The organism is Neisseria brasiliensis (assembly GCF_009671065.1).
Classification (GTDB): Bacteria; Pseudomonadota; Gammaproteobacteria; order Burkholderiales; family Neisseriaceae; genus Neisseria; species Neisseria brasiliensis.
Genome location: NZ_CP046027.1, coordinates 2,467,803 through 2,481,366 on the forward strand (window position 1 = coordinate 2,467,803; position 13,564 = coordinate 2,481,366).

Sequence of the window (13,564 nt, forward strand, 5' to 3'; positions counted from 1 at the left end):
ATACACAAGGCCGTCTGAAATTATTTTTTCAGACGGCCTTGTGTATTTTATTCGCTTGTATTCGCCGTATTCATCAAACGCAAGGCTTTCAGACGGCCTATGGCTTGTTGATACTCAACCAAACCGATAAATTCGCCTTGTTGGTTGTAAACACGAATCGGTTGTTCATGCTCGATGTTTTCGGTGAACTGTGGGCGCTGGCCGAATTTCAGCATTTCTACGGCGCGGTCGTTGAGTGTGATCTTCGGCAAATGCTGCACCAACACATCGCAAGGCAGTAAGAGCGCGTCGCGTTCGGCTTCGCTTAAGTCTGCCAATTGTTCCAGCATGTGGCTTTGTGCGATGGTGAAACCGGCGGTTTCGGTGCGGCGCAGGGCGGTCAGGTGGGCGAAAGTGCCGATGTGTTTGGCGATGTCTTCGCTGAGGGTGCGGATGTAGGTGCCTTTGCTGCAACGCACGTTAATCACGGCTTTGGGTGCGGAAAATTCTTGAATATCAATCGAGTAAATGGTGATGTCGCGCGGTTTGCGTTCGATCACAAAGCCTTTGCGCGCGTATTCGTAAAGTGGTTTGCCTTCGTGTTTCAATGCAGAGAACATCGGCGGCACTTGGCGGATAGGGCCGGTGAGTGCGGCGCAGGCCGTCTGAAATTCTTGTAGCGAAATATCAGCACGGGCGGTATCGATGATTTCACCTTCGGCATCGCCGGTGGTGCTGGCTTCGCCCAGCTTCATGGTGGCGGTGTAGGCTTTATCCGCATCGAGCAGATATTGCGCGAACTTGGTCGCTTCACCGAAGCATACAGGCAGTAGGCCGGTGGCGAGTGGGTCGAGCACGCCGGTGTGACCGGCTTTTTCGGCGCGATAAAGACGGCGCGCTTTTTGCAAGGCGGTGTTGCTGCTCAAACCTTCGGGTTTGTCGAGTAATAAAACGCCGTTGATAGGGCGTTTGCTGGGTTTGGTATTCATGGGGTTTCAACTGTAAAAGGCCGTCTGAAAGCCGGTTAAATGCTTTTCAGACGGCCTTTATGATGGATGGTTTAATCTTCTACCGGTTTTTCAGCCGCCACTTGGTCAATCAGGCTGGAAATGCTCATGCCGCGTTCTAATGATTCGTCGTATTTGAAATGCAGCTCGGGAATTTTGAAGAGCTTGATGCGTTTGGCCAATTCGCTGCGTAAATGGCCTTTGGCGTGGTCGAGTGCTTCTTCGGTGATTTCGCGGGTGCTGTCGTCCAATACGGTGTAAAACACGGTAGCGTGGCTGTAATCGCGGGTGACTTCGACTTCGTTGATGGTGATGAAACCGGCGCGCGGGTCTTTCAAATCGGTGCGGACGAGTTCGGCCAGTTCGCGCATGATTTGTTCACGAACTCGGTCTTGGCGGGCATAGCCGCGTTGTGGTTTTCGCATAATGTGTCCTTTCTGATGGCCGTCTGAAGTGGATTGGCATGAATTTGGTCAATCAAGCATACAGCCTGTTTCATTAATGCGCTATTATAACACTATTAAAAAGTTACCGCATAAGCTACTGATATTAAATCATAAAAATTATATAGTCTATAAATTTGTTCCGCATAATATATATATGTTCCGCAAAACTCATTTCCGAGAAAGAGGTTTTAATACTTTTCCTTGACGAATATATCTTTTTGTCATTTCAGGTGACGCATGTCCAAGCTGGTTTTTTGCGGCTTCTGCATCTTGGGATAGATAGATGTCAGTCCCTGCTTTTGCACGTAGGTCTCGGAATTGAAAGTTATTTAATTCTATAGCCATTTCAGGGTATTTTTCAGCTAGTTTTTTACGCAGCCTATTAAAACGGGCGCTTAGGGTTGATCTAGTAAGTGGCTTGCCATGGCTACTCGTAAATAGGTAGCCGCCTTTGGCACGTCTATTGATGATTTCAGCCAAATCACCTGTTACTTCGAAGCGAAGCTTTACCTGTGTTTTCTGCTGTGTAATATATAAAACACCATCATGTATATGGTGACTGTGCATATGTACAATGTCAATTGGTCGCTGGCCAGTAATATAGGCAATGTCCATAAGGTCTCGCATATCGGTATCGGCATGATCATAGACGAACTTATATAAATAGTCGTCAATGTAAACATCTTTTCGGCCTGTGAGTGTGTGCGTTTTTATGTTTTGGGTAGGGCTGGTTTTCTCGGTGTAGCCCCATGCGCGTGCTTGATTCCAAATGGCACGGAATACGGCAATTTCCATATTGGCGCCGCTCGGGGTAGCTTTCCGCCATTCTAAGTATTGGCTGATGTGTTGCGGCTGAATTTTCTCCAGCGGTGCATCAGGGTTGCCGAAAAACTCCCGCAGGTGTTTTATGGCGTGATTGTAGGTATTTTGTGTGCCTGATTTTTTATGGAGCGGCTGGTTTGGTTCTTGCAGAGGTATGGAAATGAGCAAAATCCGTGAATCGGCACGCGGCCAACAATGCCAAATCCGCCTTGCCGGTATCTGTAACCACAATCCCGAAACGGTCGTCTTGGCGCATTACCGCATGGCAGGAACATGCGGCATCGCCATGAAGCCGAACGATATTCAGGCAGCTTATGCGTGCAACCGATGCCATGATGCCGTTGATGGTCGTCTGAAAACGGATTTATCGCATGACGAACTTCAGACGGCCTTTGCCGAAGGTGTGATGAGAACGCAGCAGCTTTTGATTAAACAGGGACTTTTAAAGGCGGGGTGAAGATGGAAAATGACGATTTTGATTTAGACGGCATGGACGAAGCATTGAGCGCGTTTGACGGGGTAGAGGCGCCAGATGGTGTAGATGCGGAAATGGACGATGATGCGTGTGCCGGTGGTGCGTGTAAGATTTAGGGGAAACGATGTATCGAAACGTTGATGAGGCATTAAAGGAATCTTATAAGCGCGTTGTTATCGGCATTCAGCCGAAAAGCGGAACGGCGGCTGTTTGCGATAACATGGAACGGGGTGGGGCAACGATTTGCGGGGCGGTCGGACTGTTATCGCCTGAAGATAGATTAACCGATGTCGCATGGGTTATTGATGGCGTTGAATCTGTCTTGAATGACTATGAATTAGCGGTGGTTGAGTTATGTTACACCAGTTGTATAAAGGCTGATGGCATTGTTGATTTGGTTGCGTTTATCAGGCAGCAGAATAAGGGCGTTAATATTTTTATTTGCGAAGCTCTGGTATTTCATATTTTCGGCAATCTGAAACAAGAAGCCATACAGGATAAGTACGACTTAGGCCGAAAATATATCTACCGGCAGAAAAAGAAAGTCAATGCGATTGTCAACGCCCTACTGAATAGCGCGTGGGCGAAACTTGACCCTGAATTTAGACGGCGCGGCATTATCGGGCGAGAACGGCCTTCAGACGGTCTGCCCTTTATCCAAGGCTGCCAAAGCTGCTTTTAATACCGCCGTTTGGCTTTCGCCCCGTTCGGCGGCCAAACGTTCGAGCAGGGCAACGGTTTCGCTGTCGAGATTGAATTTCTTCTGCACGATGCCGTGTTTTTCGTGGTATTTCCGATTGCGTTCGGTTTGAGTTTGCGCCATGATTTTTTTTCCTTGATTTTTTGGGTTGGGTTTTGTAAGATTGAGGAATCGGGGCAGCGGCTGCTACCGCCACCCCGTCTTTCAGGTTCTTAGTAAGCCTTGCTGCTTACCAACATCAGAACCAGAAAAATAATGATTTGAAGAGTGTGCTTCATTTCATTTTCCTCTGTGAGTGCCCATCGGAAACGGTGGTCATTTCCGCTTGTTGAACCACTCAACAGGGATAATTGTAGTGTACATTACAATAAAAATCCAGCCGCTGATATTACAAACTTGTACAACCGAAACGCTGACGAATTTACCGACAGCATGACACAGGTAGTCGAACTTCAGACAGCAGGCGGTTTGCAAAAAGTTCGGGTTTTCAGTTTGCGCGGTTGTCATTTATCAGGCTGCGCCGTAAAACTTCGCCGTTCACGGCGGAGATATAAGGCGCGGACTGCGTAGCAGTCCTAAAACCGTTGATATTCAGTTAATCAGGCTGCGCCGTAAAACTTCGCCGTTCACGGCGGAGATATAAGGCGCGGACTGCGTAGCAGTCCTAAAACCGTTGATATTCAGTTAATCAGGCGTTTTCTGCTGTTCAATATACTGCCGAATAATCGTAATCGGCGCACCACCACAGCTACCTGCAAAATAAGACGGCGACCACAACGCACCGCCCCATAATTTTTGTTTGATGCTTGGATAATTTTTCTGTCTAATCATGCGGCTAGATACACCTTTCAAGCTGTTCACCAGTTTTGAAATAGACACTTTGGGCGGATAGTTCACAAGTAAATGAACATGGTCATCTTCGCCGTCAAATTCCACCAGTTGCGCTTCAAAATCGGTGCAGACGCTCTCAAAAATACCGCGCATATCGTCCAAAATTTCTTTTGTGAACACTTTTCGGCGATATTTTGCGACAAATACCAAATGTACATGAAGATTAAAAACAACGTGCCGACCACGTCTTAAATCAGTTTCTTTTTCCATAGACCAAGTGTAAAATTGCTAAAAATTCCATTATCCATGAAATCATGTTAATACTCAAAACATTCAAATTTGAACTGATGCCAAACGGCGAGCAAATCCGCAAAATGAAACAATTTTGCGGTTGTTCGCGTTTCGTATTCAATCGTGCTTTGGCGTATCAAAACGAACAATATCAACAAGATAATTCGTTCAAATTTAGCTACACCAAAATCGCAAATTTGCTGCCTGAATGGAAACGAGAATTAGACTGGCTAAAAGACTGCCACAGCCAAGTTTTGCAGCAAAGTTTGAAAGACTTGGAAAGCGCATTCAAAAACTTCTTTGCCAAACGCGCAGATTTCCCCAAATTCAAACGCAAAGGCGAAAAAGACAGTTTCCGCTTTCCGCAAGGCTGTAAATTGGAGCAGCAAAATAATCGTATCTATTTGCCCAAAATCGGTTGGGTGCGCTATCGCAACAGCCGACACGTTTCAGGCAGCCTGAAAAACGTAACCGTATCGCAAAAATGCGGTAAATGGTTTGTATCTATGCAAACCGAAACCGAGCAGGAAATCGCGCAGCCAAACGGTGGCGAAACTGGGATTGATATGGGTGTTGCCAAATTTGCAACATTGTCCAATGGTCAGTTTTTTGAGCCAATCAACGCATTCAAAACGTTGAAAGGCAAACTAGCAAAACTGCAAAAACAGTTCAAACACAAAACCAAATTCAGCAAAAACTGGCAGAAACTGAAAGCAAAAATCAGCCGTTTGCACCACAAAATCAGCAATATCCGTAAAAACTACCTGCACCAAATCAGCAGCGCAATCAGCCAAAACCACGCGATTGTGTATGTGGAAGATTTGCAGGTGGCGAATATGTCCAAATCCGCTAAAGGCAACGCCGTGCAGCATGGAAAAAACGTTGCTGCCAAATCAAGCTTAAACCGTGCGATTTTAGACCAGTCTTGGTTTGAGTTTCGCCGTCAGTTGGACTATAAGCTGTTGTGGCGCGGTGGGCATTTGGTGGCTGTTCCGCCACAAAATACCAGTCGTTGTTGCCCAGCTTGCGGACATACTGCCAAAGATAACCGTCAAACACAGGCAAACTTTGAATGTGTGCAATGTGGCTATCAAAACAATGCGGATATTGTGGGTGCAATCAATGTGTTAAAGCGCGGTCAAGAGATTTTGGCAGCGCAAAAGTAAAATGAAGTTTCAGGGCAGGACGTGCCCGTAGCGTCTGTGAAGTGAACCGTGCAGTAAGGCGGTCAGCAGCAGAAACCCACCGAAGCGATTTGTGAATGGCTCAATGCCGTTCACAAATCGCCGTAGGAATTCCCTCCCTTCAGGGAGGGAAGGACGTCAACCTGCTGTGTGGTGATGCATTTGATGGTGAGTTATCCTTTAAAAAGTTGAAAGTTGCTAAAGGCACAGTTGCTTCAGACTGGACACCTGCCCCTGAAGACTTGGAAGCCAAAGCTGCTGCAACCGAAGCGGCTTTAACCGAATTTAAATCGGCTCAGGCTGCTAAGGAGGAAGCTACTACCAAGAAGGTTAATGAAGCTATCTCAAAAGTGGGCAACGCTGAAGCCAAGTTGACGCAAACGCAGGAAACGCTTGCAGATACTAAGGGCAAGGTGCAATCCCTTTACACCTTAAAAGCTGAAACGCTAGCAGGTGGCCGAAAAGCAGTATCGGGCTTGATGATGGGTGTAGACGGGCAGACTGCCGATAGTCAAATCTTGCTGATGGCGGATAAAGTCGGGTTTGTGCAGCCGCATACCAGCAAGATTATCCCGATGATGACCGTCACCCGTAATGGTATGGCACTCAATGGTGACTTGGTCGCTGACGGCACGATTTTGGGTAGACATATTGCGGCGAAGCAGACGATTAGTGCGCCTGAGATTATAGGTGCAGGAGGTAAATTTCACCTAAGGAAAGATGGTACAGTGGTAATTTCCTCCAACCCTGTGACTAAAGTAGGTAAGAAAGTTGGTTACTACTTAGATGGTGACAGAACCGAGGTTTACGATGAGAATGGAGTATTACGAGTAAGGTTGGGAAAGTTGTGAGTTATGGTTTAAACATTTGGGATGATGAGGGCAATTTAATTCTGGATACCTCGGAAGCCCCTACCAAGATTGTCAAGCTGGTACTAGGGGAAGAGCGGGTTCAGTCGGGCGTAGTCCGGCTGCCTGCTGGTAGGTCTAGGTGGGCGATTATCCCTTACTATAATGGAACGGGTACCCCTAATTCTTGGACAGGTAACAAGAATTGGCCTCACGTTTGGGAGGGGTCCGATAGCTTCTACAGGATTTCTGAGGAACTAAAATTTGACTGGGGGAACGTTACCCCAGTGCCACTAGATAGATATCCTACGGAGCAACAAATTCAAGAATTCTTTTTTAGCACTGAATACATCAATGTTTTTTACAGCAACGTAAATATAAATATTGCTTTTGTGGAGTTTTAGTATGTATGGATTAGTAACGTATAGAGAGGATGGTTCCGTACAACTTGACCAGAATCGTACAACGTTAGCTTTGGTGGCAAAAATTCCTGCCCGTGACTGGAGGCCTGACACAGCTTCTGGTGAACAATTTTGCCTTGTCAATTTGCCTGAATGTAAACAGATAATTGTAGCGAGTAGCGTATGCCGCATTGGCAGATATTATTATAGCACTAAAGTATACCCCACAGCTTCGGGGGGTCGGGTTTTAAGAGTTAACTTTCCACGAGAGTTTCATGAGTTGACTGAAGAAGAGAAGGACAGCGTTTTTTGCTATGTTTATGCAGATGTGCCTTCTTTAGCTCAATACCATCAAAGTCAGTACGGGTTGAGACTGTTTAATGAACAAGGGGAACTTGTCTTTGACAGTAATTTAAAATCATTGAAGATACTTGGCCGTTTGGATTTTTTATATGTGACGGGAAAAGCGAGACCTTTAGCAGCAACCTCTGAGTTTACTCAAAGATATCGGGGATTCATGTTTGCTAACGAACGTTTTAGAGAGTTGGGCGAGGGGGTGTATAAATTTAATCAACCTGTATTGGTAGATGCTCCAGAGCGCAAGCTTGCAATAATTGGTGTTCGTAATACTAAACTTAATCTGTATGATACTCTTGCACTTGTTGTAGATGTAACAAGTATGTAGTTCTATATAGGCCGTCTGAAAATGACGGCCTTTCTCTTTAATCTTGCCCGCACTTGCGGGCTTTTTATTACCTAAGAAAGGAAATTTATGGCAGCTAAACAGCAAATGATTATCGGCATCAAGGCCGATGTTGAAGATGTGAACACCGGTGTTCCGGCATCGTTTCATATTATTTCGGGTGTTCACCTTGACTTAACCAACAAATACTACACGGCCACGGTTGACAGCTATTACAACCAAGACTTGTACGACAAGGGCAAGCGCGCATTGGGCAGCGTGTCATTTTCGCTGTCTGAAGATCCGCCGCGTGGCGTGGATGTGATTGATTGGGCACTGACCTCATTGGTTGATAGCGACAATCCCAACCCGCATCAATTTACCGGTGCTGAGTTGGTTAAAGCTGACTTGAGCGAGTAATCAATACAGGCCGTCTGAAATTCAGACGGCCTTTTACTTAAGGTTAATCACATGAAAAACTTTGAACAGCCAGTAACCGCTGCCTCTGATATTGCGAGCCGCTATACCTATGGCGGCGCTGGTGCTAGCGTGGTTGGCGCGTTGCTGCAAGTGGATTGGGCAATGTGGATAGGTGTTTTAGTAGCTCTTGGCGGATTTATTGTCAATGTGTTTTTTAAAATGCGAGAAGATCGGCGGCAAACAGAAAAACACGAACTGGAGAAAAAAAGATTGTTGAGGAGTTTCGATGCAAAATAAAACGAAATACTGGGTAGCCGGGCTGACTGTGTCGCTCGGTTTTTTTTCGACCTTAATCCAGCATGAGGGCTTTCGCGCGAAGCCTTACCGTGATTCGGTGGGCGTGCCGACTATTGGTATTGGTACAACCCAATACCCCGATGGCCGCCGCGTGAAAATGACCGACCCCGCAATTACGAAAGATAAGGCGGTGGAATATGCACGCGCCCACCTGTCGAAAGATGAAATCAAGTTTCGCGCCAGCATTCCGAATGTGGCATTGTCGCAGACTGAATATGATGTTTACCTTGATTTCGCATACAACTTCGGCATGGCGAACTGGAATAAATCGTCAATGCGCCGCGAATTGAACAAAGGCAATCACAAAGCCGCCTGCCAAGCCCTGTTGAAGTACCGCTATGCCGGTGGCCGTAATTGCTCAATCCGCAAAAACAACTGCTGGGGCGTGTGGACGCGGCAGCTTGACCGTTACAACAAATGCATGGCGGCGAACTGATGGAAATTGATTTTTGCCGCCGCATGATTGCCGAATGGGAAACAAAAAGCCGCGAAGCCAGCGAATCCGCCGATTTGGCGGCTTTTGAACATGCCGAACGTGAACTATCCAATTATCGAACCATGTTGGCCTACTACGAAAAGGAAGCGAAATAATGGTGTTTATTTTGAAATATTGGAAATGGTTGGCCGCATTGGCAGCTTTGATGGCCGCCGTGTGGCTTGTTGCCCTGTATAGCAACAACCGATACGAAGCAGGCTATAAAACGGCCTACGCAGAAGTGTCGGCACGTTTGGCCGAAGCAGCCAAACAGCAAGCCGAACAGGCACACCAAGCCAGCTTTGAATATCAGACGGCCAAAGCCGAAAACGAACAGAAAGAAAGAATCCGCTATGTTGAAGTACAAAAAATTGTCGAGCGCCCTGTATATCGCAATGTGTGCCTTGACGATGACGGCTTGCAAGAGCTTAACGCCACCATTGCCGACAGCGAGTAAACCGCCAGCCGATTTAGTGCAGCCATGCCCACCATTGCAAAAACTGACCGGCAAAACAGGCGCAGAAATTTTGCCGTGGGCGGTGCAAACAGTTCATCAATACAATGACTGCAAAGCACGCCACAAAGCATTGGTCGAAGCATGGCCGAAGTGACGGAAAGACCGTCTGAAATATCCTAGAATATTGGATATTTCAGACGGTCTTTTTTCTATTTATCCATTCCGCAAAAGAAAAGGCAAGTATTGATTTTAAAGGGAAATTTAAGGGCTATTATTATGCTTTTGCGGAACAGGAAACCCCATAAACGCCTTATTAAATATGGTTTTTTGCTGTAATGCGCTATTATAACGGATATTCTGTGATTAGGCCGTCTGAAAAGGAAATCGTATGAAAAAAATCAACATCGGCTTGGCCGGATTCGGCATGTCGGCGCAAGTGTTTCATCTGCCATTTTGGCGTGTGGACGGTCGTTTTGATGTGGTTAAGGTGTTTGAACGCAGCAGCGACAAGGCCAAAAACGTGTTGCCGGATGCGGAAACCGTGCGCAATTTTGATGATTTGCTCACTGATGACGTGGATTTAATCGTGATTACTACGCCGAATCAAACGCATTTTGAATTGGCTAAACAAGCTTTATCGGCGGGCAAGCATGTGGTGGTGGAAAAGCCGCTGTGTGCCACGGCGGAAGAAGCGTTAATCTTGGCGGATTTGGCTGATGAACAGGGCGTGTTGTTGAGCGTTTATCAAAACCGCCGTTGGGACAGCGCGCCGCTCACGGCCAAAAAACTGCTTTCAGACGGCCTGTTAGGCGAGATTGTCGATGCGGAATTTCGTTTTGAACGCTATGCGGCGGGCTTGAACAAAAAGCGTTGGAAGGAAACCGGCGGCGCAGGTGTGGGCTTGGTGTATGATTTGGGCTCGCATTTATTGGATATGGCGGTGGATTTATTTGGTATGCCGTCTGAACTGTATGCCGATATCCGCCACCAGCATGAAGGCGCGTTGAGTGATGATAATTTCGACATCGCGCTGTATTATTCAGACGGCCTGAAGGTGTCGCTGATTGGCACCAAATATGCCCGCGAGCCTTTGCCGTTTATGACGCTGCACGGTAAAAAAGGTTCGTATATCAAGCAGGACGCGGATAATCAAGAAGCCTTGCTGGTTGGCGGTATATTGCCTGAAGGTAATTGGAATGTAGAAACGTCGCAAGAATGGGGCGTGTTGCACACGGAAATCGACGGTCAAATCATGCGCCAAACCATGCCGAGCGAGCGCGGCGATTATGGTGCGTTTTATCGAAATCTTTATGCCGCTTTGACTGAAGGCGAGCCTTTGGCGGTGAATGCACGACAGGTGGCGCAAGTGTTAGGTTTAATTGAAAAAGCCTATGAAAGCGCGCAGACGGGCAGACGGACTAAGGTTTGATTTGTGATGAAGATGCCGTCTGAACATTGGTTTCAGACGGCATTGTTTACATATCCATCAAGAGAATAATATGCAGACAGAGATTCATCAGACGAAATTATTGTGGCTGATTGCGTTTGCCGCGGCGGCGGTGTTGATGATTACCATGGGCATCAGGATGTCGCTCGGCTTGTTTGTGCAGCCGATGGTCAATTCCACTGCATTGAGCATTGCCGGCATCAGTTTTGCGATGGCGATGTGTCAATTGATGTGGGGCGTGGCACAACCGCTGTCGGGCGCGTTGGCGGATCGCTTTGGCGCGTGGCCGGTGTTGTTGTGGGGCACAATTCTTCTGGCCATTGGTTGCGCGCTGATTCCGTCGCTCACCACTACTTGGGGCTTAACCTTGAGCATGGGGGTGATGTTGGCGATGGGGTCGGGGGCGGGTAGTCATTCGATTTTGATGAGCCAAGTTTCCAATAAGCTGCCACCATCAATGCGCGGCACGGCTTCGGGTGTAGTAAATGCAGGCGGCTCGTTCGGCCAATTTCTGTTCTCGCCTGTGTTGCAAGGATTGATTTTTCTTCCGGCCATCGGTTGGCGCGGTGCCATGTATGTGTTGGCGTTGGTGAGTTTGCTGATTATCCCGATTGCACGTTGGCTCACGCGCAGAGAATCGGGCGCGGTGGCCGTTCAGACGGCCCCGAATGTACAACCTGAACAGACTTTGAAACAGGCTGTTTCACAAGCATTTAAAGACCGCAGCTATATTTTGTTGCATTTGGGCTTTTTTACCTGCGGCTTTCACATTGCTTTTTTGGTGACGCATTTGCCGACTGAAGTGGCCTTGTGCGGTTTGCCGCCGACGGTAGCTTCGTGGTCGCTGGCCATTATCGGCATCGCCAATGTAATTGGCAGCTTGGCAGCCGGCTGGTGTGTGGGCAAATTTCGCAGCAAATATATTTTGTTTTGGATGTATGCTTCGCGTGCCTTGCTGATTTTGATTTACCTGATGATGCCGCGTACTGATTGGACGTTTTACTTATTCGCATTCGGGCTAGGTTTGACATGGCTGGCCACAGTGCCGCCGACTGCCGCGATTACCGGCAAATTGTTTGGTCTGCGTTATCTGGCGACTTTATTCGGCTTAACTTTGTTGTCGCACCAAATCGGCGGTTTTCTTGGCGCGTATTTGGGCGGTATTGCGATTACGGCTTTTGGTGATTACAACTGGATGTGGTACGCGGATATGGTGCTTGCCGCTATGGCTGCTTTGTTGAATTTACCGATTCGTGAAGCGAAAATAGGAAAGGTTTAGGCTGGGGAGTATTTACTTTCAGACGGCCTGATATTTTTGCAAAACTCGTAAATCTTTAAATCGTCATTCCCGCACAGGCGGGAATGACGAGCATAGCTTTCTTAGTTTAAACTGAGCTTTGCAACGCTCTCCGCCTTAAGCAATTCAAAAACAAATAAAAAGAGCAGGTGCTAAGCCTGCTCTTTTTTATGAGACATTAAGTCCACGTTGCCGTCACGATTTTACTCTTCAGGACGTTCGCCATCGGTATCGTCAATTTTACCTTCGGTGATGTCAATGTTGATGCCGACTGCTGCACGGATTTTGGCATCGATTTCGTTGGCAACTTCCGGGTTTTCTTTCAGCCACAAGCGCACGTTGTCTTTGCCTTGGCCGATTTTCGCGCCGTTGTAGCTGTACCATGCGCCGGATTTTTCAACGATGTCGTGTTTCACGCCGATGTCGATCAATTCGCCTTCCCAGCTCACGCCTTCGCCATACAGAATATCAAATTCGGCTTGACGGAACGGCGGCGCTACTTTGTTTTTAATCACTTTAACTTTGGTTTCGTTACCAATCACGTCGTCGCCTTTTTTGATTTGGCCGGTACGACGGATATCCAAGCGCACGGAAGCGTAGAATTTCAACGCGTTACCGCCGGTAGTGGTTTCCGGGCTGCCGAACATCACACCGATTTTCATGCGGATTTGGTTAATGAATACCACCAAAGTGTTGGTGCGTTTGATGTGGCCGGTCAGTTTACGCAAGGCTTGGCTCATCAAGCGCGCTTGTAAACCGACGTGGCTGTCGCCCATTTCGCCTTCGATTTCGGCTTTCGGTACCAATGCGGCTACCGAGTCAACCACGACCATGTCCACACCGCCGGAGCGTACCAAAGTATCACAGATTTCTAAGGCTTGTTCGCCGGTGTCCGGTTGGGAAAGGTACAATTCTTCCACTTTTACGCCCAATTTGCGCGCATAAATCGGGTCAAATGCGTGCTCGGCATCGATGAATGCACATACACCGCCTGATTTTTGGCATTGTGCAATGGCTTCCAAACACAAAGTGGTTTTACCGGATGATTCAGGGCCGAAGATTTCAACCACGCGGCCGCGCGGCAAACCGCCTACGCCCAAAGCTAAGTCCAAGCCGAGCGAGCCGGTTGAGATGACTTCTAAGTTTTCTTCTTGATGGCTGCCATCCATCTTCATGATAGAGCCTTTACCGAAGTTTTTTTCGATTTGGGCTAAGGCAGCGGCAAGGGCTTTGCTTTTTTCATCTGACATAATGGTACTTTCTGTAAGTGTTGTCACGAATTAACTAAGAATTTATTTAGCTATTATCGCATAAATTAAGAAAAAGTATAGTTTTATTTTGTTTTAATTTTCAGACGGCCTGAATATTGTTTAAAGTCTGTCATTAATTTCCATAAAAACATCATGTTAGGAAAATAAAGTGTGTGGCAGTTTTGCGCATATTCA

At 47.2% G+C, this 13,564-nt stretch carries 20 protein-coding genes; 14 read left to right on the forward strand and 6 right to left on the reverse strand.

The features are described 5' to 3' along the window. Positions 1-47: 47 nt before the first annotated feature. The 3 genes from truB to GJV52_RS12315 all read right to left on the reverse strand — a co-directional run bounded on the left by truB (position 48) and on the right by GJV52_RS12315 (position 2,422). Entirely contained in the window at positions 48-968 is a 921-nt protein-coding gene (truB, locus tag GJV52_RS12305) for a tRNA pseudouridine(55) synthase TruB (protein WP_100562952.1), read from the reverse strand. A gap of 71 nt (positions 969-1,039) precedes the next feature. Further along, positions 1,040-1,411 (reverse strand): 30S ribosome-binding factor RbfA, encoded by a 372-nt coding sequence (rbfA, locus tag GJV52_RS12310; protein WP_095502029.1) that lies wholly within the window; start codon positions 1,409-1,411, stop codon positions 1,040-1,042. A 189-nt stretch (positions 1,412-1,600) separates the two neighbouring features. Then, positions 1,601-2,422 carry a tyrosine-type recombinase/integrase gene (locus GJV52_RS12315; protein WP_154212908.1) on the reverse strand — a complete coding sequence of 274 codons (822 nt, stop codon included), beginning with the start codon at positions 2,420-2,422 and terminating at the stop codon, positions 1,601-1,603. Between GJV52_RS12315 and GJV52_RS12320 the strand changes: the two genes are divergently transcribed. From GJV52_RS12320 to GJV52_RS12325, 3 genes are read left to right on the forward strand one after another with little or no spacing between them, the layout of a single operon-like run. Next, positions 2,415-2,711: a DUF1364 domain-containing protein gene (locus GJV52_RS12320; RefSeq protein ID WP_100562974.1), complete on the forward strand. Its 297-nt coding sequence runs from the start codon at positions 2,415-2,417 to the stop codon at positions 2,709-2,711. The two genes, GJV52_RS12315 and GJV52_RS12320, sit on opposite strands and share 8 nt — an antisense overlap. 2 nt (positions 2,712-2,713) lie before the next feature. After that, a complete protein-coding gene (locus GJV52_RS13415) occupies positions 2,714-2,845 on the forward strand; it encodes a hypothetical protein (protein WP_255408755.1) in 132 nt (43 codons plus the stop codon). An 8-nt stretch (positions 2,846-2,853) separates the two neighbouring features. Continuing rightward, on the forward strand, positions 2,854-3,411 hold the full coding sequence (locus GJV52_RS12325) for a hypothetical protein (protein ID WP_100562948.1): 558 nt from the start codon (positions 2,854-2,856) through the stop codon (positions 3,409-3,411). Here GJV52_RS12325 and GJV52_RS12330 read toward each other — a convergent pair. Continuing rightward, on the reverse strand, positions 3,367-3,552 hold the full coding sequence (locus GJV52_RS12330; protein WP_100562947.1) for a ribbon-helix-helix protein, CopG family: 186 nt from the start codon (positions 3,550-3,552) through the stop codon (positions 3,367-3,369). The genes GJV52_RS12325 and GJV52_RS12330 overlap by 45 nt on opposite strands. 561 nt (positions 3,553-4,113) lie before the next feature. Next, positions 4,114-4,530 carry an IS200/IS605 family transposase gene (tnpA, locus tag GJV52_RS12335; protein ID WP_095503171.1) on the reverse strand — a complete coding sequence of 139 codons (417 nt, stop codon included), beginning with the start codon at positions 4,528-4,530 and terminating at the stop codon, positions 4,114-4,116. Positions 4,531-4,574: 44 nt separating this feature from the next. On the opposite strand from tnpA, the gene GJV52_RS12340 reads away from it, so the two are divergent. The 11 genes from GJV52_RS12340 (at position 4,575) to GJV52_RS12385 (ending at position 12,101) form a co-directional block, all read left to right on the forward strand. After that, positions 4,575-5,717 carry an RNA-guided endonuclease InsQ/TnpB family protein gene (locus tag GJV52_RS12340; protein ID WP_095503172.1) on the forward strand — a complete coding sequence of 381 codons (1,143 nt, stop codon included), beginning with the start codon at positions 4,575-4,577 and terminating at the stop codon, positions 5,715-5,717. A gap of 95 nt (positions 5,718-5,812) precedes the next feature. Continuing rightward, the gene (locus GJV52_RS12345) at positions 5,813-6,586 is read left to right on the forward strand and encodes a phage tail tip fiber protein (protein WP_100564019.1); all 774 of its coding nucleotides are present in this window, start codon (positions 5,813-5,815) and stop codon (positions 6,584-6,586) included. Between the two features lie 402 nt (positions 6,587-6,988). Continuing rightward, positions 6,989-7,669 carry a hypothetical protein gene (locus GJV52_RS12350; protein WP_100564015.1) on the forward strand — a complete coding sequence of 227 codons (681 nt, stop codon included), beginning with the start codon at positions 6,989-6,991 and terminating at the stop codon, positions 7,667-7,669. An 87-nt stretch (positions 7,670-7,756) separates the two neighbouring features. Beyond that, a complete protein-coding gene (locus tag GJV52_RS12355) occupies positions 7,757-8,086 on the forward strand; it encodes a hypothetical protein (RefSeq protein ID WP_100564013.1) in 330 nt (109 codons plus the stop codon). 51 nt (positions 8,087-8,137) lie between these two features. Continuing rightward, positions 8,138-8,383, forward strand: coding sequence for a holin (locus tag GJV52_RS12360; RefSeq protein WP_100564011.1), 246 nt, complete (start codon positions 8,138-8,140; stop codon positions 8,381-8,383). Continuing rightward, positions 8,373-8,879, forward strand: coding sequence for a lysozyme (locus GJV52_RS12365; protein ID WP_100564009.1), 507 nt, complete (start codon positions 8,373-8,375; stop codon positions 8,877-8,879). The genes GJV52_RS12360 and GJV52_RS12365 overlap by 11 nt, the downstream gene beginning before the upstream one ends. Next, positions 8,879-9,034: a hypothetical protein gene (locus GJV52_RS12370; RefSeq protein WP_195690093.1), complete on the forward strand. Its 156-nt coding sequence runs from the start codon at positions 8,879-8,881 to the stop codon at positions 9,032-9,034. The genes GJV52_RS12365 and GJV52_RS12370 overlap by 1 nt, the downstream gene beginning before the upstream one ends. Further along, positions 9,034-9,375, forward strand: a complete 342-nt coding sequence (locus GJV52_RS12375; protein WP_229439431.1) for a hypothetical protein — start codon at positions 9,034-9,036, stop codon at positions 9,373-9,375. Before GJV52_RS12370 ends, GJV52_RS12375 begins: the two co-directional genes overlap by 1 nt. After that, positions 9,329-9,529: an Rz1-like lysis system protein LysC gene (gene lysC, locus GJV52_RS13135; RefSeq protein WP_456152475.1), complete on the forward strand. Its 201-nt coding sequence runs from the start codon at positions 9,329-9,331 to the stop codon at positions 9,527-9,529. The genes GJV52_RS12375 and lysC overlap by 47 nt, the downstream gene beginning before the upstream one ends. Positions 9,530-9,763: 234 nt before the next feature. Further along, on the forward strand, positions 9,764-10,804 hold the full coding sequence (locus tag GJV52_RS12380; RefSeq protein WP_095502030.1) for a Gfo/Idh/MocA family oxidoreductase: 1,041 nt from the start codon (positions 9,764-9,766) through the stop codon (positions 10,802-10,804). Positions 10,805-10,874: 70 nt separating this feature from the next. Beyond that, complete coding sequence (locus tag GJV52_RS12385) at positions 10,875-12,101, forward strand: MFS transporter (RefSeq protein ID WP_095502031.1); 1,227 nt, start codon at positions 10,875-10,877, stop codon at positions 12,099-12,101. A gap of 221 nt (positions 12,102-12,322) precedes the next feature. Here GJV52_RS12385 and recA read toward each other — a convergent pair whose 3' ends face one another. Further along, positions 12,323-13,369 (reverse strand): recombinase RecA, encoded by a 1,047-nt coding sequence (gene recA / locus GJV52_RS12390; protein WP_095502032.1) that lies wholly within the window; start codon positions 13,367-13,369, stop codon positions 12,323-12,325. Positions 13,370-13,564: the final 195 nt, after the last annotated feature.

Excerpts from the sequence above, each read along its gene's own strand:
- GJV52_RS12350 (WP_100564015.1), top strand. The coding sequence starts at position 6,989 with ATGTATGGATTAGTAACGTATAGAGAGGATGGTTCCGTACAACTTGAC.
- GJV52_RS12345 (WP_100564019.1), top strand. The coding sequence starts at position 5,813 with ATGGCTCAATGCCGTTCACAAATCGCCGTAGGAATTCCCTCCCTTCAG.
- GJV52_RS12330 (WP_100562947.1), bottom strand. The coding sequence starts at position 3,552 with ATGGCGCAAACTCAAACCGAACGCAATCGGAAATACCACGAAAAACAC.
- truB (WP_100562952.1), bottom strand. The coding sequence starts at position 968 with ATGAATACCAAACCCAGCAAACGCCCTATCAACGGCGTTTTATTACTC.
- GJV52_RS12340 (WP_095503172.1), top strand. The coding sequence starts at position 4,575 with ATGTTAATACTCAAAACATTCAAATTTGAACTGATGCCAAACGGCGAG.
- GJV52_RS12385 (WP_095502031.1), top strand. The coding sequence starts at position 10,875 with ATGCAGACAGAGATTCATCAGACGAAATTATTGTGGCTGATTGCGTTT.
- GJV52_RS12380 (WP_095502030.1), top strand. The coding sequence starts at position 9,764 with ATGAAAAAAATCAACATCGGCTTGGCCGGATTCGGCATGTCGGCGCAA.
- lysC (WP_456152475.1), top strand. The coding sequence starts at position 9,329 with ATGACGGCTTGCAAGAGCTTAACGCCACCATTGCCGACAGCGAGTAAA.
- GJV52_RS13415 (WP_255408755.1), top strand. The coding sequence starts at position 2,714 with ATGGAAAATGACGATTTTGATTTAGACGGCATGGACGAAGCATTGAGC.
- rbfA (WP_095502029.1), bottom strand. The coding sequence starts at position 1,411 with ATGCGAAAACCACAACGCGGCTATGCCCGCCAAGACCGAGTTCGTGAA.
- GJV52_RS12320 (WP_100562974.1), top strand. The coding sequence starts at position 2,415 with ATGAGCAAAATCCGTGAATCGGCACGCGGCCAACAATGCCAAATCCGC.
- recA (WP_095502032.1), bottom strand. The coding sequence starts at position 13,369 with ATGTCAGATGAAAAAAGCAAAGCCCTTGCCGCTGCCTTAGCCCAAATC.
- GJV52_RS12365 (WP_100564009.1), top strand. The coding sequence starts at position 8,373 with ATGCAAAATAAAACGAAATACTGGGTAGCCGGGCTGACTGTGTCGCTC.
- GJV52_RS12325 (WP_100562948.1), top strand. The coding sequence starts at position 2,854 with ATGTATCGAAACGTTGATGAGGCATTAAAGGAATCTTATAAGCGCGTT.
- GJV52_RS12355 (WP_100564013.1), top strand. The coding sequence starts at position 7,757 with ATGGCAGCTAAACAGCAAATGATTATCGGCATCAAGGCCGATGTTGAA.
- tnpA (WP_095503171.1), bottom strand. The coding sequence starts at position 4,530 with ATGGAAAAAGAAACTGATTTAAGACGTGGTCGGCACGTTGTTTTTAAT.
- GJV52_RS12375 (WP_229439431.1), top strand. The coding sequence starts at position 9,034 with ATGGTGTTTATTTTGAAATATTGGAAATGGTTGGCCGCATTGGCAGCT.
- GJV52_RS12360 (WP_100564011.1), top strand. The coding sequence starts at position 8,138 with ATGAAAAACTTTGAACAGCCAGTAACCGCTGCCTCTGATATTGCGAGC.
- GJV52_RS12370 (WP_195690093.1), top strand. The coding sequence starts at position 8,879 with ATGGAAATTGATTTTTGCCGCCGCATGATTGCCGAATGGGAAACAAAA.